The following is a 20,237-nucleotide window of genomic DNA, read 5'->3' on the forward strand; positions in this document are numbered from 1 at the left end:
CTTCCGCGCCCTCCTGTAATTCAAATAGTATTTTTTAAAGTAAAGTTCATTTAAGTTCGGTTGAAGATTTGATTTTAGGGAACCTCTAAAACCCTCAGTTTTTTAGAGATGTCCTTTAGATGGTTACGACAAATAACTCTATTAACAGGAGGCTCAATTCATGGAGCATTCAGTTTCTAAAGCGCCAAAATCGCTTTTTGTATTCAACTTTTTAATTTTTAACGGCGTTTTCGGCTTAACATTCTTGTATGCATGGTTTACAAAAATACTACCGGATGCCGTGCTGCTGCGTATGTTTATGAATCCTGCAGCGTTATTAGGACTCTGCGCAACCCTATCGGTTCCGGTACTGTTATATCGAAATTGTATGCCGATTATTCAAAACTGGCGTTCGGAAGATAACGGTCTTGATAGGGCAAATAAAGCCTTAGCCGTATACTCACTGGTAAGTGTTTTTGTGCCGTTCTTTCTTTCAAGTGTTGTACCGGTACTAGCCCTTTGGTTAATAGGGGAGAGGAATTGGGCAATGTTTGTTGCAACCGTGTTAGCAGCCATCGGGTGTATGTTTTTTGTGTCTCTGTTCTTCTATGTTGTTTGGCTGCAGCGGATCGAACGATATACAAATTTTTTGGTGCTTGAAAAAAAACATATTAGCCTGTCATATACACAGCGCGGTGCGGCGGTAGGCTTTGCTCTTTTTATAGGGATTTCCTTTCTTTGTGTGGCTCCTTTTGTCGCAACACTTTATAACGGCAGGGATGTTGCTTTTACATTAACGTATGCTATGCTCCCTTTATTGATCGTGACGGTTGGAGGAGCTATTTTTATTAATCTTACGCTCTATAAGGGCGTGAATGACGAAATAGAGTCTATTCTCCGATTTACGGATAAACTTGCGGTAGGGAACTTTATTACCGAGCCGCTTGAAATGAACCGCCGTGATATATTCGGTTTGCTTGTTACACGGTTGAATAGTTTTTATGCCAATACCGTTGAACTTCTCAGGGGAGTAAAGACGAATACGCAGACAATGGGCGAAGCTATCGGCGTGCTGTCAATGAATACAACGGAGAGCGCCAATTCCGTTCATGAAATCAGTGCAAATATTGAAGGAATACAGCAGCAAATACTATCACAGGCTGCGAACGTGAGTGAAACGGCCGCTACTGTCGAAGAAATTGTCCGAACTATTAAACAGCTGAACTCCAGTATTGAAATACAGTCCGGAAGTGTGGCTCAGTCTTCATCTTCTATAGAGCAGATGGCGGCAAATATCGTGTCGATTACTCAAACCCTCGAAAAGACGGATGATGTGATTAAACGGCTTTCCTCTGCGACAGCCGACGGCAAGAGTACTATTGTAAGTTCGAATAAGGTAACACAGAAAATCGCGGAGGCTTCCGGTGGGCTTATCGATGCAAGTAATGTTATACAAAATATTGCCAGCCAGACCAACCTTCTTGCAATGAACGCTGCCATTGAAGCGGCACATGCCGGAGAGTCAGGTAAGGGATTCGCGGTTGTTGCAGACGAAATTAGAAAACTCGCAGAGGAATCCTCGGCTCAGGGTAAAAATATTACGACAACGCTGAAAGCCCTTAGTATCGAAATCGAAAGCTTAACGGGGTCTTCAAAGAGCGTTGAAGATAAGTTTAGTATTATTTTTGATCTTTCCAAACAAGTTAATACGATGAGCGCGGCTCTTATGGATGCAATGCAAGAGCAGGAAAATGGCAGTAGGGAAGTTCTATCGGCGATTAAGGATATCAATGCAGTTACTGCAGAGGTTAGAAACGGTTCTGTGGAGATGCTCAAAGGAGGGGAGCAGGTCGCCGAAGAGATGCATAAATTGGATAACTTCACACGGTTTATTACTGACAATATGAATGAAATGGCGAGCGGTGCGATAGAGATAAACCGTTCGGTGCAGGAAGTTAATACGGTTGCACAGCAGGGAAAGGGTTTAGTTGAAAATTTGTCAAATGCAGTAAATAAGTTCAAGATCGACTAGGTCTTTGGTCTTACGGTTTTTTGCCGATAGTGTAACTATGGATATAATAACGTATCATGCGTCCGATATGGACATATTTCAAAGTGATTCCATGCCGTTTTCGGCTCAGATAACACATAAAAGCGGATATACGGGCGGACAGGCGCGGCAAGCGGCTGTCGCAGCCGATATGCGTTTTTTTTCCGGCTTTGATGATGTTCGTTCGGCGTATACCCATACCAAGCCGTCGGCGGCTGTTAATCGTACTGTGCCGCTGATGCGGTTGAACCCTTTGCCTTTTTTACTGGGTTTCAGTATCCTCTATGCATTATTGGCACTGCCGTTGCTGCGTACCGGTGCAGGTTCTTATTCCATACGGAAAATGACCTTTAACGAGGAGCCTTTATCCGGACGGGCACTGCATTCATATATTTTCCCCGAAGCGGAAAACTTTATCGATCAAGAGGCAGTAACTGCTGCGGAAGGGTATGTTTCGACGGTAACATTTAAAGATTACACCGTTAGAAAGGGGGATACTATCAGCGGTATTGCTTCCCGGGCAGGATTGCGGAATTTCGGGACGTTGTTATCGGTTAATAATATCGATAATGCGCGCCGCATCAGTGCGGGGCAGGTACTGCGTATACCATCGGCAGACGGCCTTTTGTATACGGTTAAAAAGAACGAGACCCTTGCGGGTATCGCGGCGGCTCATAATGTACCCGTTACGGCTTTGCTTGATGCAAACGATTTAACGCACGAAACGCTGGCCGTCGGACAAAAGCTTTTTATCCCCGGCGCATCGCTTTCGTCTTTTGAGCTGCGGAAGGCTCTCGGTGAATTATTTATCTATCCGATACACGGTAGACTTACCTCACCATTCGGGTACCGGAGCGATCCTTTTACGGGGGTACGAAGTTTTCATTCAGGTGTTGATTTGGCTGCGCCGACAGGGACGCCCGTTAAGGCAACGCTCGACGGAAAAATTGCCGAAACAGGATTTAACCGTGTTTTTGGGAATTATATCATTATTACTCATGATCGGGGTTATCAGTCCCTTTACGGTCATTTATCGGCGATTTATGTCAAGCGGGGGCAGTATGTCACGCAAGGCGCGGTCGTGGGTGCGGTCGGTAATACCGGATATTCTACCGGCCCACATTTACATTTGTCTATTTATAAAAACGGGAGATTGATTAATCCGTTTTCCGTTCTAAAATAGGTCATTATTACAAAGCAATATGCGGATATCTCTAACAGTTGAGGCTTTTGAAGGTATCCTATTGAGGAGGATTTTGTGAAACGAATTGTATTCACTTTATGCGCATTATTCAGCGCATGTACATTCTTATTTGCTTATAACCCGCCCATCGGAGGGGAATCTGCCAATACGTTCTTTTCTCCCGACTTATTGGGCGGTCAGGCAAGTGCTACCGGCGGGCCGTTCGGGGATGGGAATCCTGCTGAATTGGCAACCAACCCTGCCCTTTCTGCGTACGAGCAGCGGATTATTTTCGACCTTTCCTATGCCGCCGTTATCGGGTTTAACAAAAGTACCCCAAACGACTTCGGATTGAAAGGACATTTGGCAAACATCGATTTCTTATATCCTGCCCGGTGGGGTGTTATCTCAACCGATGTGCATCTTTTAAATTCATCGTTTGAGTCGCTGCCATGGGGTACCGCCGGTTCAATACGGCTTGCGTATTCAAAAGATTTAACCGATAACTTGGCACTCGGTGTCGGTTTATACGGCATTTTCGGTACCGGTTGGGGTGTCGGGGCTGACATCGGCGTACTGTATCGGTTCGGGGATCTCGGATTTGCAAAAGATTCAAAAATCGGCGCTTCGATTACCGGAATGGGTAAACCGTATAACGCCAACAGGGGCGGCGTGAGGGGAATGACGAATACGAGCGGTTTTACCGGTATGTTTACTCCCCGTGTCGGTTTTGCGACCACCTTTATTTCGGTGAAAAACTTTAAGCTTGGTATGGCTTTTGATCTATCTTTTCCGACATTCCAAAACCTTGTTTTTGATGCCGGATTGCACATGAAGTTTGCCGATATGGTTACCTTTAAAACCGGTTGGAATTTCAATCTTGTCGAAACACTGAATCACCGGCAAACCTATATTCCGTCATTTGCTTTGGCTTGTTCAATCAAAATTAAATCAAAAAATGCGAATGAAGCAAATGCATGGGAACAAAGCGACATTACGCCGCAGGTTGCCGTTAAACCTTTCTATAATAATATCTGGGCAATCGGTGCAGGGGTAAATGTGAAGGTTGGTAAAAATGATACGGCAGCGCCTGTTATCAGTGTTAATTACCCTGAAACTAAATATATTTCTCCCAATAGTGACGGCGTACAGGATGTACTCGAAATTCCGTTATCCATAACTGATGAACGCTATGTGATGTCATGGGAGTGTGCGTTTGAGAACGAAAAAGGGGAACGTGTCCGTACAATCACGAACAAAGAAGCACGTCCTCAGTTGAGTGGAAAATCTTTTTGGAAACTTTTAACAAAAGCAAAATCCGGAGTTGAACTGCCGGAGACGCTGCGCTGGGATGGTATGCTTGATTCCGGTTCGGTAGCACCCGACGGAACCTACTATTTTACTATTACCGCCGCGGACGATAACAATAACACGGCGAAGAGCGAACGGTACGCCGTAGTGGTCGATAATACGCCTCCGGTGATTAGCGTTACACCTCCAACCGGTCAAAATGCATTGATTTTCAGTCCCGACGGGGATGGAAACAAGGATACGTTCCTTATCAAACAGAGCGGTTCCGTTGAAGATAAATGGACGGCAACCTTTACCGACACCGATAACCGTGTTGTACGTACTGCTGAGACCGTAAAAGCTGCTCCCTCCGACTTTGTTTGGGATGGCAAGAACAATGCAGGGGAATTTGTCCCTGACGGCATTTACACCTATAAAATTGCCGCTACCGACCGTGCAGGAAACAGCGCATCGCAATCGGTTCCCAATATTATTGTAGACACTATTAAGCCTTCGGTCGGTATTTCGATTAGTACCAATGCCTTTTCTCCGAATGGGGACGGCGTGAAGGATACTATTACACTGTCGCCTACAATTCCGGTACAGACCGGCTTGCAGGAATGGAAAATCGATATACAAAATGCAAAAGGCGCAACAGTACACACGATAACCGATAGCCGTATCGGGGCAATCATCTTTGACGGGAAGGATAAAAACGGAAAAGTATTACCGGAAGGTGATTACAAAGCAAAGCTTTCCGCCCGTTATATAAACGGATATGCACCGGCTGAAACCTCTCCGGTTTTTACCCTTAATGTTACCGCCCCTAAGGCAACGGTAAAAGCTTCGACTGATATTTTCTCGCCGGACGGAGACGGAAAGCTTGATACGGTTACCTTTACTCAGCAACTGAATCCAGGCGATTCTTGGACTGCCGAAATTTATGCCCTTGACGGTGCGGGAAATATGACCGGTAAGCCGGTACGCAGCTTTGCGATTACAAAAGATAATGCTGCGAATTTTGCGTGGGACGGACGGAATAACACCGGCGCTTTACTTGCGGACGGAAAATACGCCTATCGCCTAGTAGGTAAAAACGATGCCGGTAATACCGGATATTCGGTACCCGTTCCGGTTGAGCTGAATACCGAAAAAGCCAATATCATTTTGTCTGCAAATATGCTGGCATTTTCTCCCAACAAAGACGGCGTGCAGGATACCATCGTATTTTCACCTAAACTGAGATCGAATACCGCTGCCGCTTCCTATATCTTCGGCATTTACGATAAAACAGGCGTTGCCGTAAAAACACTTTCAGGAAATGGAATGCCGCCTGCTTCAATCAGCTGGGATGGTATCGCAGATGCAGGAGATGCAAAAGGCCGGCTTTGTGCAGACGGTTCGTACTCCGCTGCTATCGATGTGACGCTTACGAACGGACAGACGACTAAATCGGCGATCCCTGAAATTATCCTCGATACAAAGCATCCTGAAGTGGAGATTTCTGCGCCTTATTTGGCGTTCTCGACTGATAGCGCGGCAAAACGCCCGAATTTACCCATAACACAAAAAGCTTCTGCAGAAAATCTTTGGACAGGCAGTTTGACCGCTTCCGGAGATAGGGAAGTGCGGAACTTTACCTGGGAAGGGGCGGCAGCCGATTTTGTGTGGGATGGAACCGATGCTTCGGGAAATAAAGTTCCCGATGGGACGTACCGCTATACTATTTTTGCACAAGACCCTGCCGGTAACAGAACAATCAAGTCGCTTGACAATATCGTGGTTGACTCGCGTGTTCCGAAGGCCTATATCACTGCGGAATTACCTGCATTCTCACCCAATGGTGACGGAGTAAAGGATACCCAGAATTTAACCCTTCATACAACGTTGAAAGACGGGCTTGCTTCATGGTCGGTTGTAGTAAAACCGGCGGATAACAGCACCTCCATACCGGTAAAGACGTGGTCATCGGAAAAGGGCGATGCGCTTACTTCTTCCATTCAATGGGACGGTAAATCCGACGCAGGCAGGGTTACATCCGGTACCTTTGTTGCAGAGCTTTCTCTCCGGTATACGAAAGGCGATGAGCTGGTAGTCAGCACCGCTCCGTTTGTTTCTTCGACAAAAGCCCCAGAGCTTGGGGTTACCATGGCGCCCAAGTATTTCAGTCCGGACAATGACGGTAACGAAGATGAGCTTTTTATTAACTTGTCTGCAAAGTCGGATACGCCGTTAAAACAGTGGTCATTTGAAATCCGCGAACCGGAAGATACCGGCAATAAGCTGTTCTGGAGTACCGGCGGAAAGAATAAGATAACCGAGCAAATTATCTGGGACGGCCGTTCGTTACGAGGTGAAACCGTACAATCAGCTACCGACTACCCGTATACCTTTGCCGTAACCGATGAAGTCGGACTAACCTCCGTTATAAAAGGCTATATTCCGATTGATGTGTTGGTTATCCGCGATGGCGATAAATTAAAGATTGCAGTTCCTTCTATTATCTTTAGAAAAAATGGCGCCGATTTTAATGAGCTTGAGCAAAATGTCGTTGATCGGAATGTTAAGGTATTAACCCGTATCGCGGAAATTTTGAATAAATTCCCCGAATATAAGGTACAGATTGAAGGGCATGCAAATAATACGAGCGGAACCGAACGGGAAGAAAGAGAAGATCTTATCCCGCTTTCAGGTGCGCGCGCCGATGCCGTCCGTAGATTCCTGATAGAAAAAGGTGTGGCGCGGGGCAGATTGTCGTCAGTCGGTATCGGTGGTACAAAACCGGTTGCATCGTTTTCGGATCGGGATAACTGGTGGAAAAACCGCCGCGTTGAATTTATTCTGATTAAGTAATACGTCAACAGCGGCCTCTAAAAACTACGGTTTTTAGAGGCCTTGAAATGCAGTTTCTGTTGAGGATGGCGAAAAAGCGAGCGGCTTTTGAGCTTTTCCCGGCAGCTTGAGAAATCCGCAGGCGGCGCCGCTGTTTGCGGATTTTTTTTAGCCGGTTGTCAAATTTATAGGAACGAATGATGACAAAAAAAACACCTAACCTAATCGGGCTGGTTGGGCAGTCCTGTGCGGGGAAAAACATGGTTGCCGATTTCCTTGAAGAAAAAGGCTATGCTGTTATCGATGCCGATAAGGTTGCACATACGGTTCTGCAAGAACAAAGCGATGCGGTGATATCACTGTTTTCTCCTTATGCCGAAAAACAGGGGCTACGGTTACGGGCGCAGGATGGGGCATTGGATAGAAAGGCGTTGAGCGTTCTGCTTTTCTCGGATTCTGCTTTATTAGCGGAACATGAGGCTTTTATTCTTCCGAAAATTGAAGCGCGTATCCGAAGCCTTATTAACACAGCGGTAACCGAACAGCCGAATCGGCCGGTTGTCCTTAACGCACCGACACTACATAAAACCTCCCTAACGCCGGAGTGCTCGTTTATTCTGTATATTAAGGCTCCGTTTGTTATCAGGCTTATCCGGGGCAAAAAACGGGATAATATTCCGCTCTGCCGGTTGATTGCCCGTTTTTTACAGCAAAAAGATTTCTTTGCTCAATACCTTTTGCAAAATGCCGATATTGTAAGCGTAGTAAACGCTCGTTCCGTGCAGTCTTTACGGAAAAAGATCGAGCGCGTACTGCGCGAAAAGGGTTTTTGAGGACAGCTATGGAACAAAAGAAAATTTTATGGGTTATCCTTTCGGTAAGCTTATTCGTATTGATTATTTTTGGTATTGCACTATTTTTATATTCACCGTCACGGAACAGCGCAACAGCACAGGCCGGCGGGGAAACGATTCCTTATGAAACATCGGAAACTTTGCTCAATGTGGATCCCGATGCATGGGCACGCAATCCCGATAGGGTTTCCGGGCTGGATAGAAATGCACCCGCTGCTGCCGGAAATATTATCAATTTGAATAATTTGAATATCATTTCGACCGATGGACAGAACGGCCAAACAAACGGGATTGACGTTTCCGATTTAACCGTACAGGCCGGTGATGCCGATGTCTCCGGATTGCCGAAAGATTTGGCGGCACAAATCGGTATAGATACTGCGCCGGAACAGCGGGAAGAACAACCCGCCGCTGCAAAAAAAGAAGAAGCCCCCGTCCAGCCGCAGACAGCTGCCGTGGTGCAAACTCCACCGAAACCGGCAGTAGAAAAAAAGCCCGCGCAAGCAAGCGCTTCGGTTACCGTTAAACCTAAGGCAAAAACGCCGGCTAAGCCTGCTGCGCCGCAGGTTCAAACCCTCTATTGGGTTCAGACCGCTTCGCTTGCAAGCAGGATTAACGCCGAACGTGCACGGGATAAACTTGCTGCGCAGCACATGAAGGTAGAGATTTTTACCAAAGAGACCTCTTCCGGATTAACGCATCGTGTAAGAGTTGGCCCCTTTACCAATAACACCGAAGCAAAGTATTGGCTGAATAGCATCAAAAAAATTGAAGGCTTTGAAAAAAGCTATGTTACGGAAGAAAAGGTAAAGACGAATAATTAAACATCTAAATCTAAGGAAACTGTCCGAAAATTGAAGTTTTTGGATAGCCTCTAAGCCAGAAAAGGGAGCCGCTTTTTTACCGGCTCCCTTTTTTTATATCAAAGCTACTTCTTGTTTTTGCATAGATAACATGGTATATTCTATAAACTATTAAATAGCACCATCGTTCTAAACCGTCATGATTTTTGGCAGCATCCTGCCTGTAAAGTAAGGGGGAAAAGATGTCTTATCATAAATATAGCAAATATCCTATGTGTATTAGTATACTTATTGCTTTGGCTTTTACCGCTGCCTGTGGTTTACAGCCTTTTTCAAGCGTTAGAATAAAAGCGAGGCCTAAGGTTCATTTGCCGCTGGGCGAAAAAAGTATTACTGAAGCTGAAGTATTCACAAAACTTGAAGAAACGTTGCAAGAGAACAATAAAAACATTCGTCTGTACCGGTATCAGCCTTCCGGAGGGGATGATAAACTCCGCTATTTAGTGCATTATCCGCTCCAAACCTTAGAGCTTGATATAAGCAAGTATTTCAATGGGGATCCGCTGGGAAACGGCGGCTCGGGAGACAATGCCGCACTTTCTCAAAATTTTGAGAAGAAGATTTCTGTTCCCAATTTACAGCAAAAGAAAGATGTTACTATAGATGTGTCTGGTATCAATGAAAAATTGCTTGCTAAGTTTAATACCGGCGATCCAATCTCCGTTCCTATCCCGACAGGTACACCGTCGGATATTGAATATCCTCTTCCAGATACAAATGTTAGCTTGCTAGGCTTTGAGACGATTTCTTTTGAAAACAGCGCAACGCTCACCTTATCATCATGCCCTTCGGCTGTGAATTATGAGATCACTGCGGCAACAATGAAAAGCAATGGAAAGACCGTTCCTGGAACTCCATCTTCCGACAAGAAAAGTGTTACATTTCCTTTGAACGATGTTACTCTAAACAATAGCCTGACTTTACAACTGACGGTGAAGGTTATAAGCGGTTCTGGTAATATTTCTCTGGGTACCAAGTTGGAAGGTGTCATAAAAAAAGTGACGGGTGTAACTGCTACTGATATTGATGTTTCTTTGGCAGCTCAAACCATTCCTCTATCCTTACCTGCTGAATTTGAAAAGGCAACGATTGCCGAAGGTTCAATGAAGTTTACCGCGCAAATGCCGAACGAGTGGTCAGGCATTACGATAGAAGAAAAAATGAAGGTAGTACAAAGCGGGGCAGACGGCTTTTCTATTGATCCTTCGGACTACCGACCGTTAGGAAATACCATTTCTCTGGAAAATCAAAAGTTGAATAATCAGTCGACATTGAGCTGTACTCCTGCATTCAAAGTAAAGCTGAATAATGCAACATATACGAAACAGGACAGTCTGCCTATTACCTTAGCGCTTGATATTAAAAAGTTTAAAGAAATTACACTGCAAAATCCTTCCGGTCTTACAGTTAATAGGGAACAGGATGTTCCGCAAGATATGAAAGACTGGGTTAAAAAGATAAAGTTTAAGACAGTATCTGCAAAAATTAAGCTTGATAACGGTTTACCAGCAGAAAATGATATAAAAATAAGGCTTTCTTCAACTAGTTTTAAAATGGCAGAACAGGAAAAAACATTTATCTCGAAATATCAAGCGGGATTTCAGCCCAATGAGAGTGAACAAGTCTATCACGGCGGAAGTAATTTTAATTTAAATATTGATAATTCTCCGCTTCCTCCTAGTGAGCAGAATATTACTAAGTTTGATTTAAAAATGCAGGTGATTTTACCGAATCCTAATGGTACTACCTTTACCTTGAAGAACATAGAGACAGGCAAGGATATAACATTATCCGGTTCTATTCAGTTTAATCCCGATTGGGAAGAAATTCTTTTAAAGGCAAAAACTAACCAGACGGGGTCTTTCCCCGAGTCAGGCTATCAGGACTTATCTCAGCTCACTTCAAAGTTGAAAAAAGCAGGTATACAACTGGAAGAAATCCCTGTGTATTTTTATGCAGGATCCGATTTACAGCTGCCTGCTAGTACGGCTGTAACTGTTAAAATAACGGCTAAGTATCATAAACCAGATGATTCGCTTGAAACAAAGAATTTGGTAAATACACCTCTTACTACATTAAAAGTCTTGCCGTCAGGGACATTCCCAACGGATAATAATGTTCCGTTTGATAAGGATCTTCCTCCTGCAACGCTTGAGATAAAAAAAGGCGCTTCAGGCGGGGATACCTCTTTAATAGAGATTGTGAATACATATCCGAAGGATTTAGGGCTTTCCTATAATCTTTCTATGAACGAAATTACGATTAAGCGTGCGGATTATAATAATCTCAAAGATAAAAAGCCAAAGGTAAGTATCGATCTTGTTTTGGATGTGCCGGTAGGCTTTAAAGTAGGGTCGGAACAAACACCTTCATTGATGGATATGTTCGGTATAAATATGTCCGGCGCCGATTTATTCGGCAGGCGCAGTGCTCATGATAAACCTTTCGGCCTTGATGATCAGTTTCAGATTTTAGATTCATTACGGTCAATTCAGGTACGTATTAACTTAAAAAATGATTTGAGCGGTCCTGTGCCTAAATGTATATTGCGATTCAAAGACGGTTCCGGCAATGCTATTAAGGGTGAATCTAACAAACCCATTAAAAAAGAAATAGCAGCGGCTGCAGGAGAGTCGACGGTAACGCTCACTTCTTTAGAATTGAAAAAACTTCTCGAAAAATATCCCGTCGTACCGGACTTGGTGTTGGAACTACCGCAAGGCTCATATTCGTTGAAGCGTGATTTTAAACTGGGAGCATCACTTTCTGTTTCAGCCGAAACGGGTATCGATTATTCGATGAAAGTGAACTAATTACCGGAATATCCCGAGGAAAGTAAAATGAAAAAAAAATGGTTTATTGTATTATATATCGTCCTAGGTTTTGTTACAGCGTTTGGACAGGATGCGGTAGGTACGAGTACCGATTCTGAAGTAGTAACCGAACAGGCAGCCCCAGCCGGCAGCCTTAAAACCGATGAGATAGCGGCAGAATCTCCCCAAGAAAATGCGGCTGCTCTACCCGAAAGCGAAGCTGCTGCTGCCGTTTCTGCTGCTGATGACGGCGGTACCGCACTGCCTGCGGCTGCCGAAAACGTTTCTGCCGCGCCTGCCGCTCATACGGATGCCGGAGTGACTGAATCCCCGGCTTCGCCGGCTCCAAACGCAAATGCTAAAGACGAATCTTCCGGCACCGGAATTGCTCCAGAACAGAACAATAAAGCTCAAGAGCAGAAAGATGTAGTACAGTCGGTTGAAATGAATGAACCGGCACGGCAGACTAAGAAGGTTCGTCCGTTCTCTCTGCATACGGGATTTGTTGTTTCGGCTACCGCTGCCAATAATATGGTTTCTGTGTTGGATTTTTTTCGGCCTGAATTGGTTATCGACCTTAATCAACTTTCAAACGATACGATGAAATCGGGCATACATGTAGGTGCGCTTTTAGATGTTGACACATTTTTCCGGTTTACCGTATTGGAAAAACATACGGTAAAGTTTTCTATTACTGCTAATGGGGACGTATGGGGAAATTTGCCGAAGAGTTTGCTTGATCTTGCGGCTAACGGCAACCCGGCGATTGCAACCGGTCAGACAATTAATGGTACTTTGAATGCAAAGATCAATGTGTTCGCTGATGCCGGACTAATGTATCAGTTTAATAATCCAACTTACGGTTTTTCAGCACGGGTTGCATATTTTGCACCTGTCGCATATATGGAAAATCCCAGCGGAACATATAGTCTGTCTCCGCATATGACAGGCGGTGTGGTTGATGGTATTACACTGAAAGCTCAAGGTACTGCAAATATTTATGGGTATCTACCGGATTATTTAGCCAATAGAAATTTTTCTATACTTGAGGTTTTAAAAAACGGCGGTGTTGATTTAAGTTTAACCGGTGTATTCCGTCCAACAGGTTGGGTTGCGATTACGGGCGGTATCGACTACTTACCGATTATGCCGATCGTAACGACGAAAGGTATGCAGGCGACATTTAACTATGACGGTTCTGTGACTAACCTTTTAGACGGTATTACGAGTGGTGGTACTTCCTTTTTCAACCAAACTACAACGACGAGCTTTTCCGGTACCTTGGCTGAAAAGAAAATTATGCGCCCGTGTAAGGTAAGTATCGGCGCCGATTTTAAGCCGTTCCAAAATGATTACTTGATTTTATCACCGTTCCTTGCTTTTCCGATTCTTAATGCAAATCCGTACTATGTAGACGGAGGGCTTAAAATTGAAAGCCGTTTTGCAAAGGTGCTCGGGGTATATTTGGATAGCCGATATGTCGAACGGATGTGGAAGCATGAGTTTTGTCTTTTTATAGATTCGCGCTGGTTTACGTTTAACCTTGCTGCATCCGTTGCCTCGCAGGATTTCAAGCGGGCATTTACAACGCTGTCCGGTCTAGGGATAAAGCTTGGTATTGGTATCGGTTTCTAGGATGTCCTTTTGAAAATATGCTGCGCATCTGCGTTGTCGCTTAACAAAAAACAGTCCTCGACGTACAACAAGTACGCCTGTGGGTGTTTTTTGTACGCTCCTAGCATCTGCACCGCCTCTTTTCAAAAGCGATGGCAGGGGTGATACCCTTTTCATTGCAGCGTATAAATTAATCCTCAACGTATCAAAGATACGCCTGCGCTTTATTTTTGTTCGCGCCTTGTAGTTTCAGAACGGACAGGGATGTCCGTGGTTCTAGTCAGTAGCGATGTTTTTGTGCAGCAAAAACTCGCGTCCAGAAGTGTACACGGATGTACACTTCTGGACAGGCTATTTTCAAAAGGCTAACGGAAAGCTAAATCCGTGTGTACCCTAATGCGTTTACCCTGCAAAAAACGATTGAATTTTTTTTAAAAATATGTAAACTATTGCTCAAATTTATTCCGACATGAGGGGGCGGGTATGATATACTCCGGGTCTGCGAATTTGGCAATTCTGGCGTGTCCGGGCGGCGAGCACTTTGCCGATGCGGTAATACAACATTTAAAGCATATTTATATAGAAAAATTTAATAGAAAAATAGATAAGTTAATAAAACGGTATAATTTACAAAAAGAAAACCTTATCCGAGACCTCAATTTTTATAACGATCTTATTTCTTCCGGTTTACATGAAAATAACGAGATTGAAAAAATCCGTATTCCTCGATTTAAAGTGAATGCCCGTTTTACCTATTTTATGAACGGCGAATTTAAAACGGAAATACTGGAATGTATCCGCGGAAAGAACGTCTTTATTTTTCAGGACGTAGAAAATCATTATCCGCTCTGGGTGAATGAAGGTAAAAATCAGCATGTTTTTTCGGTGAATGATCACCTTATGTCGATGATGGTTAGTATCGATGCTGTTCGGTATGCCGGAGCTGCACATATTACGCTTGTAGTTCCTGTGTATCCGTATAGCCGCCAGCATAAAAAGAAGGGGCGCGAAGGATTAACTGCCAGTATGTTGGGGCATTTTTACGAAACGCTCGGTGTTGACCAAATTATTACGTTGGATATCCATTCCCGCGAGATTGAAAATGCCTTTCATACTGCCCGTATCGAAAATCTCCACGCAAGTTATCAGATTATTCGCGAGCTGATAAAAATTGAAAACCTTGCCGATCCCAATGCCGAGTTTGTTATTGTTGCTCCGGATAGCGGGGCGGTAGACCGGAATAAATTCTATTCCAGCGGCCTAAAAAAACCGCTCGCGATGATTTACAAAGAGCGCGATTATTCCGTCGTTACGCAGAATGCAAAGCAATCCAATATTGTCAATATCAATTTATTAGGTGATGTAAACGGTAAAACCGCTTTCCTTGCCGATGATATGCTCGGTACAGGTGGAACCCTGTTAAAGGCAATGGAATTCCTGAAAAGCAAGGGGGCAAAAAAAGTTATTGCCGCTGTGAGTCTGCCGTTTTTTACCGGCGATGCAATTCAGCTTTTTGATGAAGCATATAAAAAAGGACATTTTTATCGCATCATCGGTACCAATGCAGTATACCACGAAGAGTTGCTCAAGAAGGAATGGTATATTTCAACTGACGTTTCAAGATTATTTGCGCAGGCTATTTCGCGGCTGCATCATAATCAGTCTTTGAGCGGTTTATTGGATAATAGAGATATTATCGAACGGATGCTGCACGCAGCAGATCCGAATGCACAGAGTAAAACGGATAACAAACAAGATTAAGCAAAATCGGGGTTGATATGGATGTAAAACAATCAGCAGAGATGAGTGCTGTTATGCCCAAGAGATCGTTATTTTCTCATCAGGCGGCATGGATAAAGCCCGTTATTATTTTTATTATGATGCTGATACTGCTTATCCCTCTCGCGTTTATCCGTTCACTTGTCAACGATCGGGAAGGGTACCGGCGGACTGCCGAAGCGTCTATTATGGAACCGGCCGGTGGCGAGCCTGTTATTGAGGGACTCGTGCTTGCTGTGCCGTATGACGAATTTATCGAATATACGGATTCTTCCGGAAAGGTTGTTCAAAAGGGAAAAAAAACAGATTATATTCTCACGGTTCCGGAAACATATAATCTGGTAACGCAGATTAATCCTTATCGACTTTCGCGGGGGATATTTACCGTCCCTGTTTTTAACGGCGATCTTGCAGTAACCGCCTCATTCTCAGGTTTTCAATTCCGCCAATTCAATATCGCGGAAAAAAACATCCGCTATAAAGATGCGGTACTTATCCTTGGAATAAAAGATAAAAAGACATTAACTGCCTATCCTGCGCTTTACGGGAACGGTAAACCGCTGCTCGAAGCGTTGACGGCTCCTACCGGGGCATCTCCGTTCCGCAATGCCGTGTATTACATGGTACCGGAAGATATTGTGCGTTCCGGTTTTGCGATAGAAGGTTCTGTTTCCATACAAGGGGGTAAAAGCCTTTGTATCGTACCGCTTGCTGCGGACAACAGTTTCGCCGTACAGTCAACATGGTCTGCTCCCAGCTTTGCGGGGGGATGGCTGCCAAAAAATCGTACACTCGACAATTCGGGCTTTTCCGCCGACTGGCGTATTTCCGGTTTAAGTACGGTGTTCCCCCGCAGCTGGAAAGCACAGGATTTCAGTATATCCAAAGATACGGATGTGTATGATGAATATGACGGTTATGCGGCGAAAGCTTCTTCAAGCCTCCGCAGTTCACCCGAAACGGTAAAAATCGGTTTTATTACACCCGTTAATCATTATTCGCAAGTAAAGCGCTGTATTACTTATGCACTGCTTTTTTTGGCAGTCCCGTTTCTAGCGATATTTGTATGTGAATTATGGAGTGCAGCGCGGATTCATCCCATCCAGTATTTTCTTATCGGGATTGCTGACGTTTTATTTTACTTGCTGTTATTGTCTTTTTCCGAACATGTTTCGTTTAATCTCAGCTATTTGATTGCGACGGCAGGTGTGTGTACCGTTGTTGGATTTTATACTGCGGCAATTTTTAAGCAAATTTGTTGGGGTGTCTTGTTAACGGCGGTGCAAGCCGTATCCTATTTTTTATTGTTCGGCATATTGCAATCGGAAGATTATGCACTGCTTATCGGCAGTATCGGTATTTTCTGTGTTGTTGCACTGTTGATGTTCCTTACTCGGCGGGTTGATTGGTATAGTACTCGCTTTGCCTCTGTGCATACTCGTTCGGAAGTTGATGACGGCGATATAAACCAAATACTTGCAAACGACGAATCTTTCTCCGGCGGCGCTCAATAGGTTCATGCAGAGCGGTATTTTTTGTGCCGATATCGGCACGTCGTCGCTAAAGGCGGCGTTTATTACCGAGGACGGAACAGTACTCAAGTTTATACGCTTGTTGTTTCCACAGCCTGTTCAGGCGGTAGACTGGGTGCAGGCCTTTTTTGCTGCATGGCATACCTTACCCGCTGAGTATGTGATAGAAGCTATTTGTGTTTCCGGAAATGGTCCTTCGCTTGTTGCCGTACCTCAAAACCGCCGTATGCCGGAAGCAAGCATAAACTCTCCCGGACGCGTACCCAAGATACATATCAACGCCGCTACACCTTTGTCCGCCGCATCTTTATCCTCCGCTGTTCCCCCCGATGATGTTATTAACGGTATTATTGATGCGGCAAAAAATGATACGCTGTTTTTATGGAATGAACCTGTGCCGCAAGGGCTTACCGTATCGGGGCAGCAGGGGGCTATCGTACCTGCGCCGCAAGAGGGAACCACATCTATCCCGCCTGCGGGAGCCTCTCTTTTTTTGCCGCGGATTGCGGCTTTCCGTGCAAAATATCCTGATGTATTCGATAGCGCCGCCCAGCTTTTCTCCGGGCCGGAATATGTCTCCTACCTTTTAACCGGAGCGGCGGTAACCAGCCTCCCTGATCCGCGTTACGAGGCGGCGTATTGGAGCAAAGAAGAGCTTTTCCGGTTTTCGGAAGCGCTGCATATCGATACGGAAAGGCTTGCCGGTTTGCTGCCGCCTTTCACAGCCGCCGGCACGGTAATCGGTCGCTTTTGCGGTATTCCGGTTGTCGCCGGTGTACCTGATTTTATCGCAGCGCTTATCGGGACGGGAACGCTGACAGCGGGTACGGCTTGCGACCGTGCCGGTTCAAGTGAGGGCATTAACGTTTGCATTTTACAGCCTTGCCGTACCGAAAAAACGCTGCTACTGCCGTCTGTTATGCCCGATTTGTGGAACCTTTCTTCCGTTATTCCATCATCCGGTGCAGCGTTTTCCTCGTTTCTGGTGTCTCACGGTTTTTTGGGTAATGATTATATCGCCGCAATGGAACGGATTGCGGAAGAGCCGCTCGTTGCTTTCGGTGCATATCCTGCGACCTTTGCGGGACAAGGGCGTGCCTTTGTAGAGGCGCTTGCTTTCCGTATTCGGCACGGCTGTGATTTACTGGAACAGGCTTCCGGCTTTCATCCCGTCTATACGTTATCCGGCGGGCAGGCGCATAATGCTATCTGGTGCCAAATGAAGGCCGATATGACCGGTAGAACTTTTGCGCTTCCCGCTTTTGCCGACGGAGAATTGATCGGTGATGCGGCGTTGGCGCTCTACGGCCTCGGCAGGGGAGATAACCTCGCCTCCATCGCGCAGCGGCTTATCCGCATCAAACGATACTACGAACCGGAACCGGCTGCCGCACAGCTGTATACGGAAAAATACTCGCGGTGTTAATCCTGCTGTTTTAAAATTCCCTTGTTGTAGGCGCTGATCAGCATTTCCAAGTTTTGGATTTTTTCTTTCATGTCGGCTCCGGTGTCGGTATCCGCAACCCGCTTTCGTTCAACTAAAGTTTCGATCACCTCTTTGGTCGATTCAATGTCGAATCCTTCGCGTAAAACCTTGTCTACGGACTCAAACGGGTGGTGGCTTATCAGCGTCATTCCATAAGAGTTATACGTCAGTGTGTATCCTGCAATGCCGGTAGTCTTTTGATAAGCCTTGGAAAATCCGCCGTCGATAACCAAGAGCTTGCCGCCTGCTTTAATCGGACTTTCCCCCTTGGCAACTTTGACCGGTGTGTGCCCGTTAACGATGTGGGCATTACCGCTTAGTCCGAACTCCTTGAGTATCCGTGCGGCAAGCGTTCCGTCATCCCGTTCCATCAGCTTATAATACGGCGAGGACGGCTCCTTATGCGTTGCCTTATCATCGATAAAGTAGCGCTCAAAGGTGGTCATCTTCGTCTTACCGAACAGCGTCGAATCCTGATTGCACCATAAGAACCAGAGAAAATCCGCATTTTGTCCGGAGAAATAGGCTTCTCGCGCCATCTGGTCGTATTTATCCATCAGGCTTTTGCCGTAATATACGGCGCCGTCTATCTCTTTCTCCTTAAAGCTGCCGTCCTCGTTTAGCAACAGGCAGGCATGAAAGAGCAGGTTGTTGTTGTAGCGCCGGTACATACTCCCCTTTGCATACAAAAACCGCACATGCTGCTTGAGTTTTTCACTTCCGACAAATGTATTGGTGAGCGTATCGATGAGGTACTGTTCTTCGTCGGTGAGCGCTGTTTGATGTGCAGGATCAACGGTGGGGAACGAGGTGTCGTTTAGGGTATAGGTCTTCCCTTCAATTTCAATGGTACCCGCAGCAGGATTAAGAGTTCGCAAAAGTCTCCGGTGTTCCATATTATACGAAGGATGTTGCTCGATGATATTCTCTTCAAGTTTGAATTGAATGATGCTGATTGCCTTATGCATTTTTGCCAGCAGTTCCGCATCGACATCGAAGGGCTTTTTCTCGTTTACTTTCGGCATAAACCGCGTGCACGGGTCATCCTTATACACATGCTGTGCAAAACTCACCAGCGGCAAGAGGCTAATTCCGTATCCGTCCTCAATGGAATCGATGTTGGAATAGCGGAGCGCGATCCGTATCGCCGTTGCAACACACGCACGGCATCCCGCAGCAGCCCCCATCCAGAGGATATCGTGGTTGCCCCATTGGATATCAAGGCTGTTTTGCGCCATCAGCGTATCCATCACCTTATGCGGGGACGGGCCGCGGTCAAAAATATCGCCGATAATATGCAGGTGGTCGATCGTGCATTTTTTTATCACTTCGGACAGTTCGATGATGAACAAATCTGCGCGTCCGTATTCTACAAGGCTTTTGATAATTTCGCTGTAATAATCTCTCTTGTTAAAGCGGTGTTCATCCTCCTGCAACAGCTCTTCCATTATGTAGGCAAAACTCTTCGGCAGTAGTTTCCTCACCTTCGACCTCGTATACTTCGAAGCAGTTGCCCGCGCCACCCGTACCAGTCGGTAAATGGTCAATTCATACCAGTTTGTAATATTGGTTTTCTTTTCCGCTTTGATCAGTTCGAGTTTTTCCTTAGGATAGTAGATGAGCGTCGTCAATTCTTCCAAATCGTCAATGCTGACTGTTGAGCTGAGTTCCTCGGATACTTTTCGCCGGATAGCGCCCGAAGCATTTTGCATCACATGATTAAACGCTTCCGCTTCTCCGTGAATATCCGTCAAAAAATGTTCGGTTCCTTTCGGTAAGTTCAGGATAGCTTTCAGATTGACCACTTCTTCAACTGCAGCGGTAACATTGGGAAACAAGCGGGAGAGTAAATCCAAATACTTTACATTTTGCTGTAAGGTCTCTGCGGGTACGTTTTTCATATATTTTTCCTTATGGAGCACTTTATGGGGAGCCTCTAAAAAAATGGTGAATTTTAAAAGC

Annotated in this window: 11 protein-coding genes; 10 read left to right on the forward strand and 1 reads right to left on the reverse strand. The window is 45.3% G+C overall.

Going from position 1 to position 20,237, the window contains the following annotated elements; genetic code table 11:
• Positions 1-160 precede the first annotated feature (160 nt).
• The 10 genes from E4N66_RS00760 to E4N66_RS00805 all read left to right on the forward strand — a co-directional run bounded on the left by E4N66_RS00760 (position 161) and on the right by E4N66_RS00805 (position 18,215).
• Complete coding sequence (locus E4N66_RS00760) at positions 161-2,011, forward strand: methyl-accepting chemotaxis protein (RefSeq protein ID WP_253728581.1); 1,851 nt, start codon at positions 161-163, stop codon at positions 2,009-2,011.
• Positions 2,012-2,078: 67 nt separating this feature from the next.
• Positions 2,079-3,212: a peptidoglycan DD-metalloendopeptidase family protein gene (locus E4N66_RS00765; RefSeq protein WP_253728583.1), complete on the forward strand. Its 1,134-nt coding sequence runs from the start codon at positions 2,079-2,081 to the stop codon at positions 3,210-3,212.
• Positions 3,213-3,287: 75 nt separating this feature from the next.
• The gene (locus tag E4N66_RS00770) at positions 3,288-7,355 is read left to right on the forward strand and encodes a FlgD immunoglobulin-like domain containing protein (RefSeq protein WP_253728585.1); all 4,068 of its coding nucleotides are present in this window, start codon (positions 3,288-3,290) and stop codon (positions 7,353-7,355) included.
• A 179-nt stretch (positions 7,356-7,534) separates the two neighbouring features.
• Positions 7,535-8,167 carry a dephospho-CoA kinase gene (gene coaE, locus E4N66_RS00775; RefSeq protein WP_253728587.1) on the forward strand — a complete coding sequence of 211 codons (633 nt, stop codon included), beginning with the start codon at positions 7,535-7,537 and terminating at the stop codon, positions 8,165-8,167.
• Positions 8,168-8,175: 8 nt separating this feature from the next.
• Positions 8,176-9,012, forward strand: coding sequence for an SPOR domain-containing protein (locus tag E4N66_RS00780; RefSeq protein ID WP_253728589.1), 837 nt, complete (start codon positions 8,176-8,178; stop codon positions 9,010-9,012).
• Between the two features lie 251 nt (positions 9,013-9,263).
• A complete protein-coding gene (locus tag E4N66_RS00785; protein WP_253728591.1) occupies positions 9,264-11,864 on the forward strand; it encodes a hypothetical protein in 2,601 nt (866 codons plus the stop codon).
• 27 nt (positions 11,865-11,891) lie between these two features.
• Entirely contained in the window at positions 11,892-13,499 is a 1,608-nt protein-coding gene (locus E4N66_RS00790; protein WP_253728593.1) for a DUF5723 family protein, read from the forward strand.
• A gap of 462 nt (positions 13,500-13,961) precedes the next feature.
• Positions 13,962-15,239, forward strand: coding sequence for a ribose-phosphate diphosphokinase (prs, locus tag E4N66_RS00795; protein ID WP_253673268.1), 1,278 nt, complete (start codon positions 13,962-13,964; stop codon positions 15,237-15,239).
• 17 nt (positions 15,240-15,256) lie between these two features.
• On the forward strand, positions 15,257-16,771 hold the full coding sequence (gene creD, locus E4N66_RS00800; protein WP_253728594.1) for a cell envelope integrity protein CreD: 1,515 nt from the start codon (positions 15,257-15,259) through the stop codon (positions 16,769-16,771).
• A complete protein-coding gene (locus E4N66_RS00805; protein ID WP_253728595.1) occupies positions 16,734-18,215 on the forward strand; it encodes a xylulokinase in 1,482 nt (493 codons plus the stop codon). Before creD ends, E4N66_RS00805 begins: the two co-directional genes overlap by 38 nt.
• On the opposite strand, the gene E4N66_RS00810 is transcribed toward E4N66_RS00805, so the two are convergent.
• Positions 18,212-20,176 carry a fructose-1,6-bisphosphatase gene (locus E4N66_RS00810; protein WP_253728596.1) on the reverse strand — a complete coding sequence of 655 codons (1,965 nt, stop codon included), beginning with the start codon at positions 20,174-20,176 and terminating at the stop codon, positions 18,212-18,214. The genes E4N66_RS00805 and E4N66_RS00810 overlap by 4 nt on opposite strands.
• Positions 20,177-20,237 lie beyond the last annotated feature (61 nt).

The sequence above is a fragment of the Treponema sp. OMZ 857 genome (genome assembly GCF_024181085.1).
GTDB lineage: Bacteria > Spirochaetota > Spirochaetia > Treponematales > Treponemataceae > Treponema.

Coding starts and splice junctions, on each gene's coding strand:
- E4N66_RS00760 (WP_253728581.1), top strand. CDS start 161: ATGGAGCATTCAGTTTCTAAAGCGCCAAAATCGCTTTTTGTATTCAAC.
- E4N66_RS00765 (WP_253728583.1), top strand. CDS start 2,079: ATGGACATATTTCAAAGTGATTCCATGCCGTTTTCGGCTCAGATAACA.
- coaE (WP_253728587.1), top strand. CDS start 7,535: ATGACAAAAAAAACACCTAACCTAATCGGGCTGGTTGGGCAGTCCTGT.
- E4N66_RS00780 (WP_253728589.1), top strand. CDS start 8,176: ATGGAACAAAAGAAAATTTTATGGGTTATCCTTTCGGTAAGCTTATTC.
- E4N66_RS00785 (WP_253728591.1), top strand. CDS start 9,264: ATGTGTATTAGTATACTTATTGCTTTGGCTTTTACCGCTGCCTGTGGT.
- E4N66_RS00790 (WP_253728593.1), top strand. CDS start 11,892: ATGAAAAAAAAATGGTTTATTGTATTATATATCGTCCTAGGTTTTGTT.
- prs (WP_253673268.1), top strand. CDS start 13,962: ATGATATACTCCGGGTCTGCGAATTTGGCAATTCTGGCGTGTCCGGGC.
- creD (WP_253728594.1), top strand. CDS start 15,257: ATGGATGTAAAACAATCAGCAGAGATGAGTGCTGTTATGCCCAAGAGA.
- E4N66_RS00810 (WP_253728596.1), bottom strand. CDS start 20,176: ATGAAAAACGTACCCGCAGAGACCTTACAGCAAAATGTAAAGTATTTG.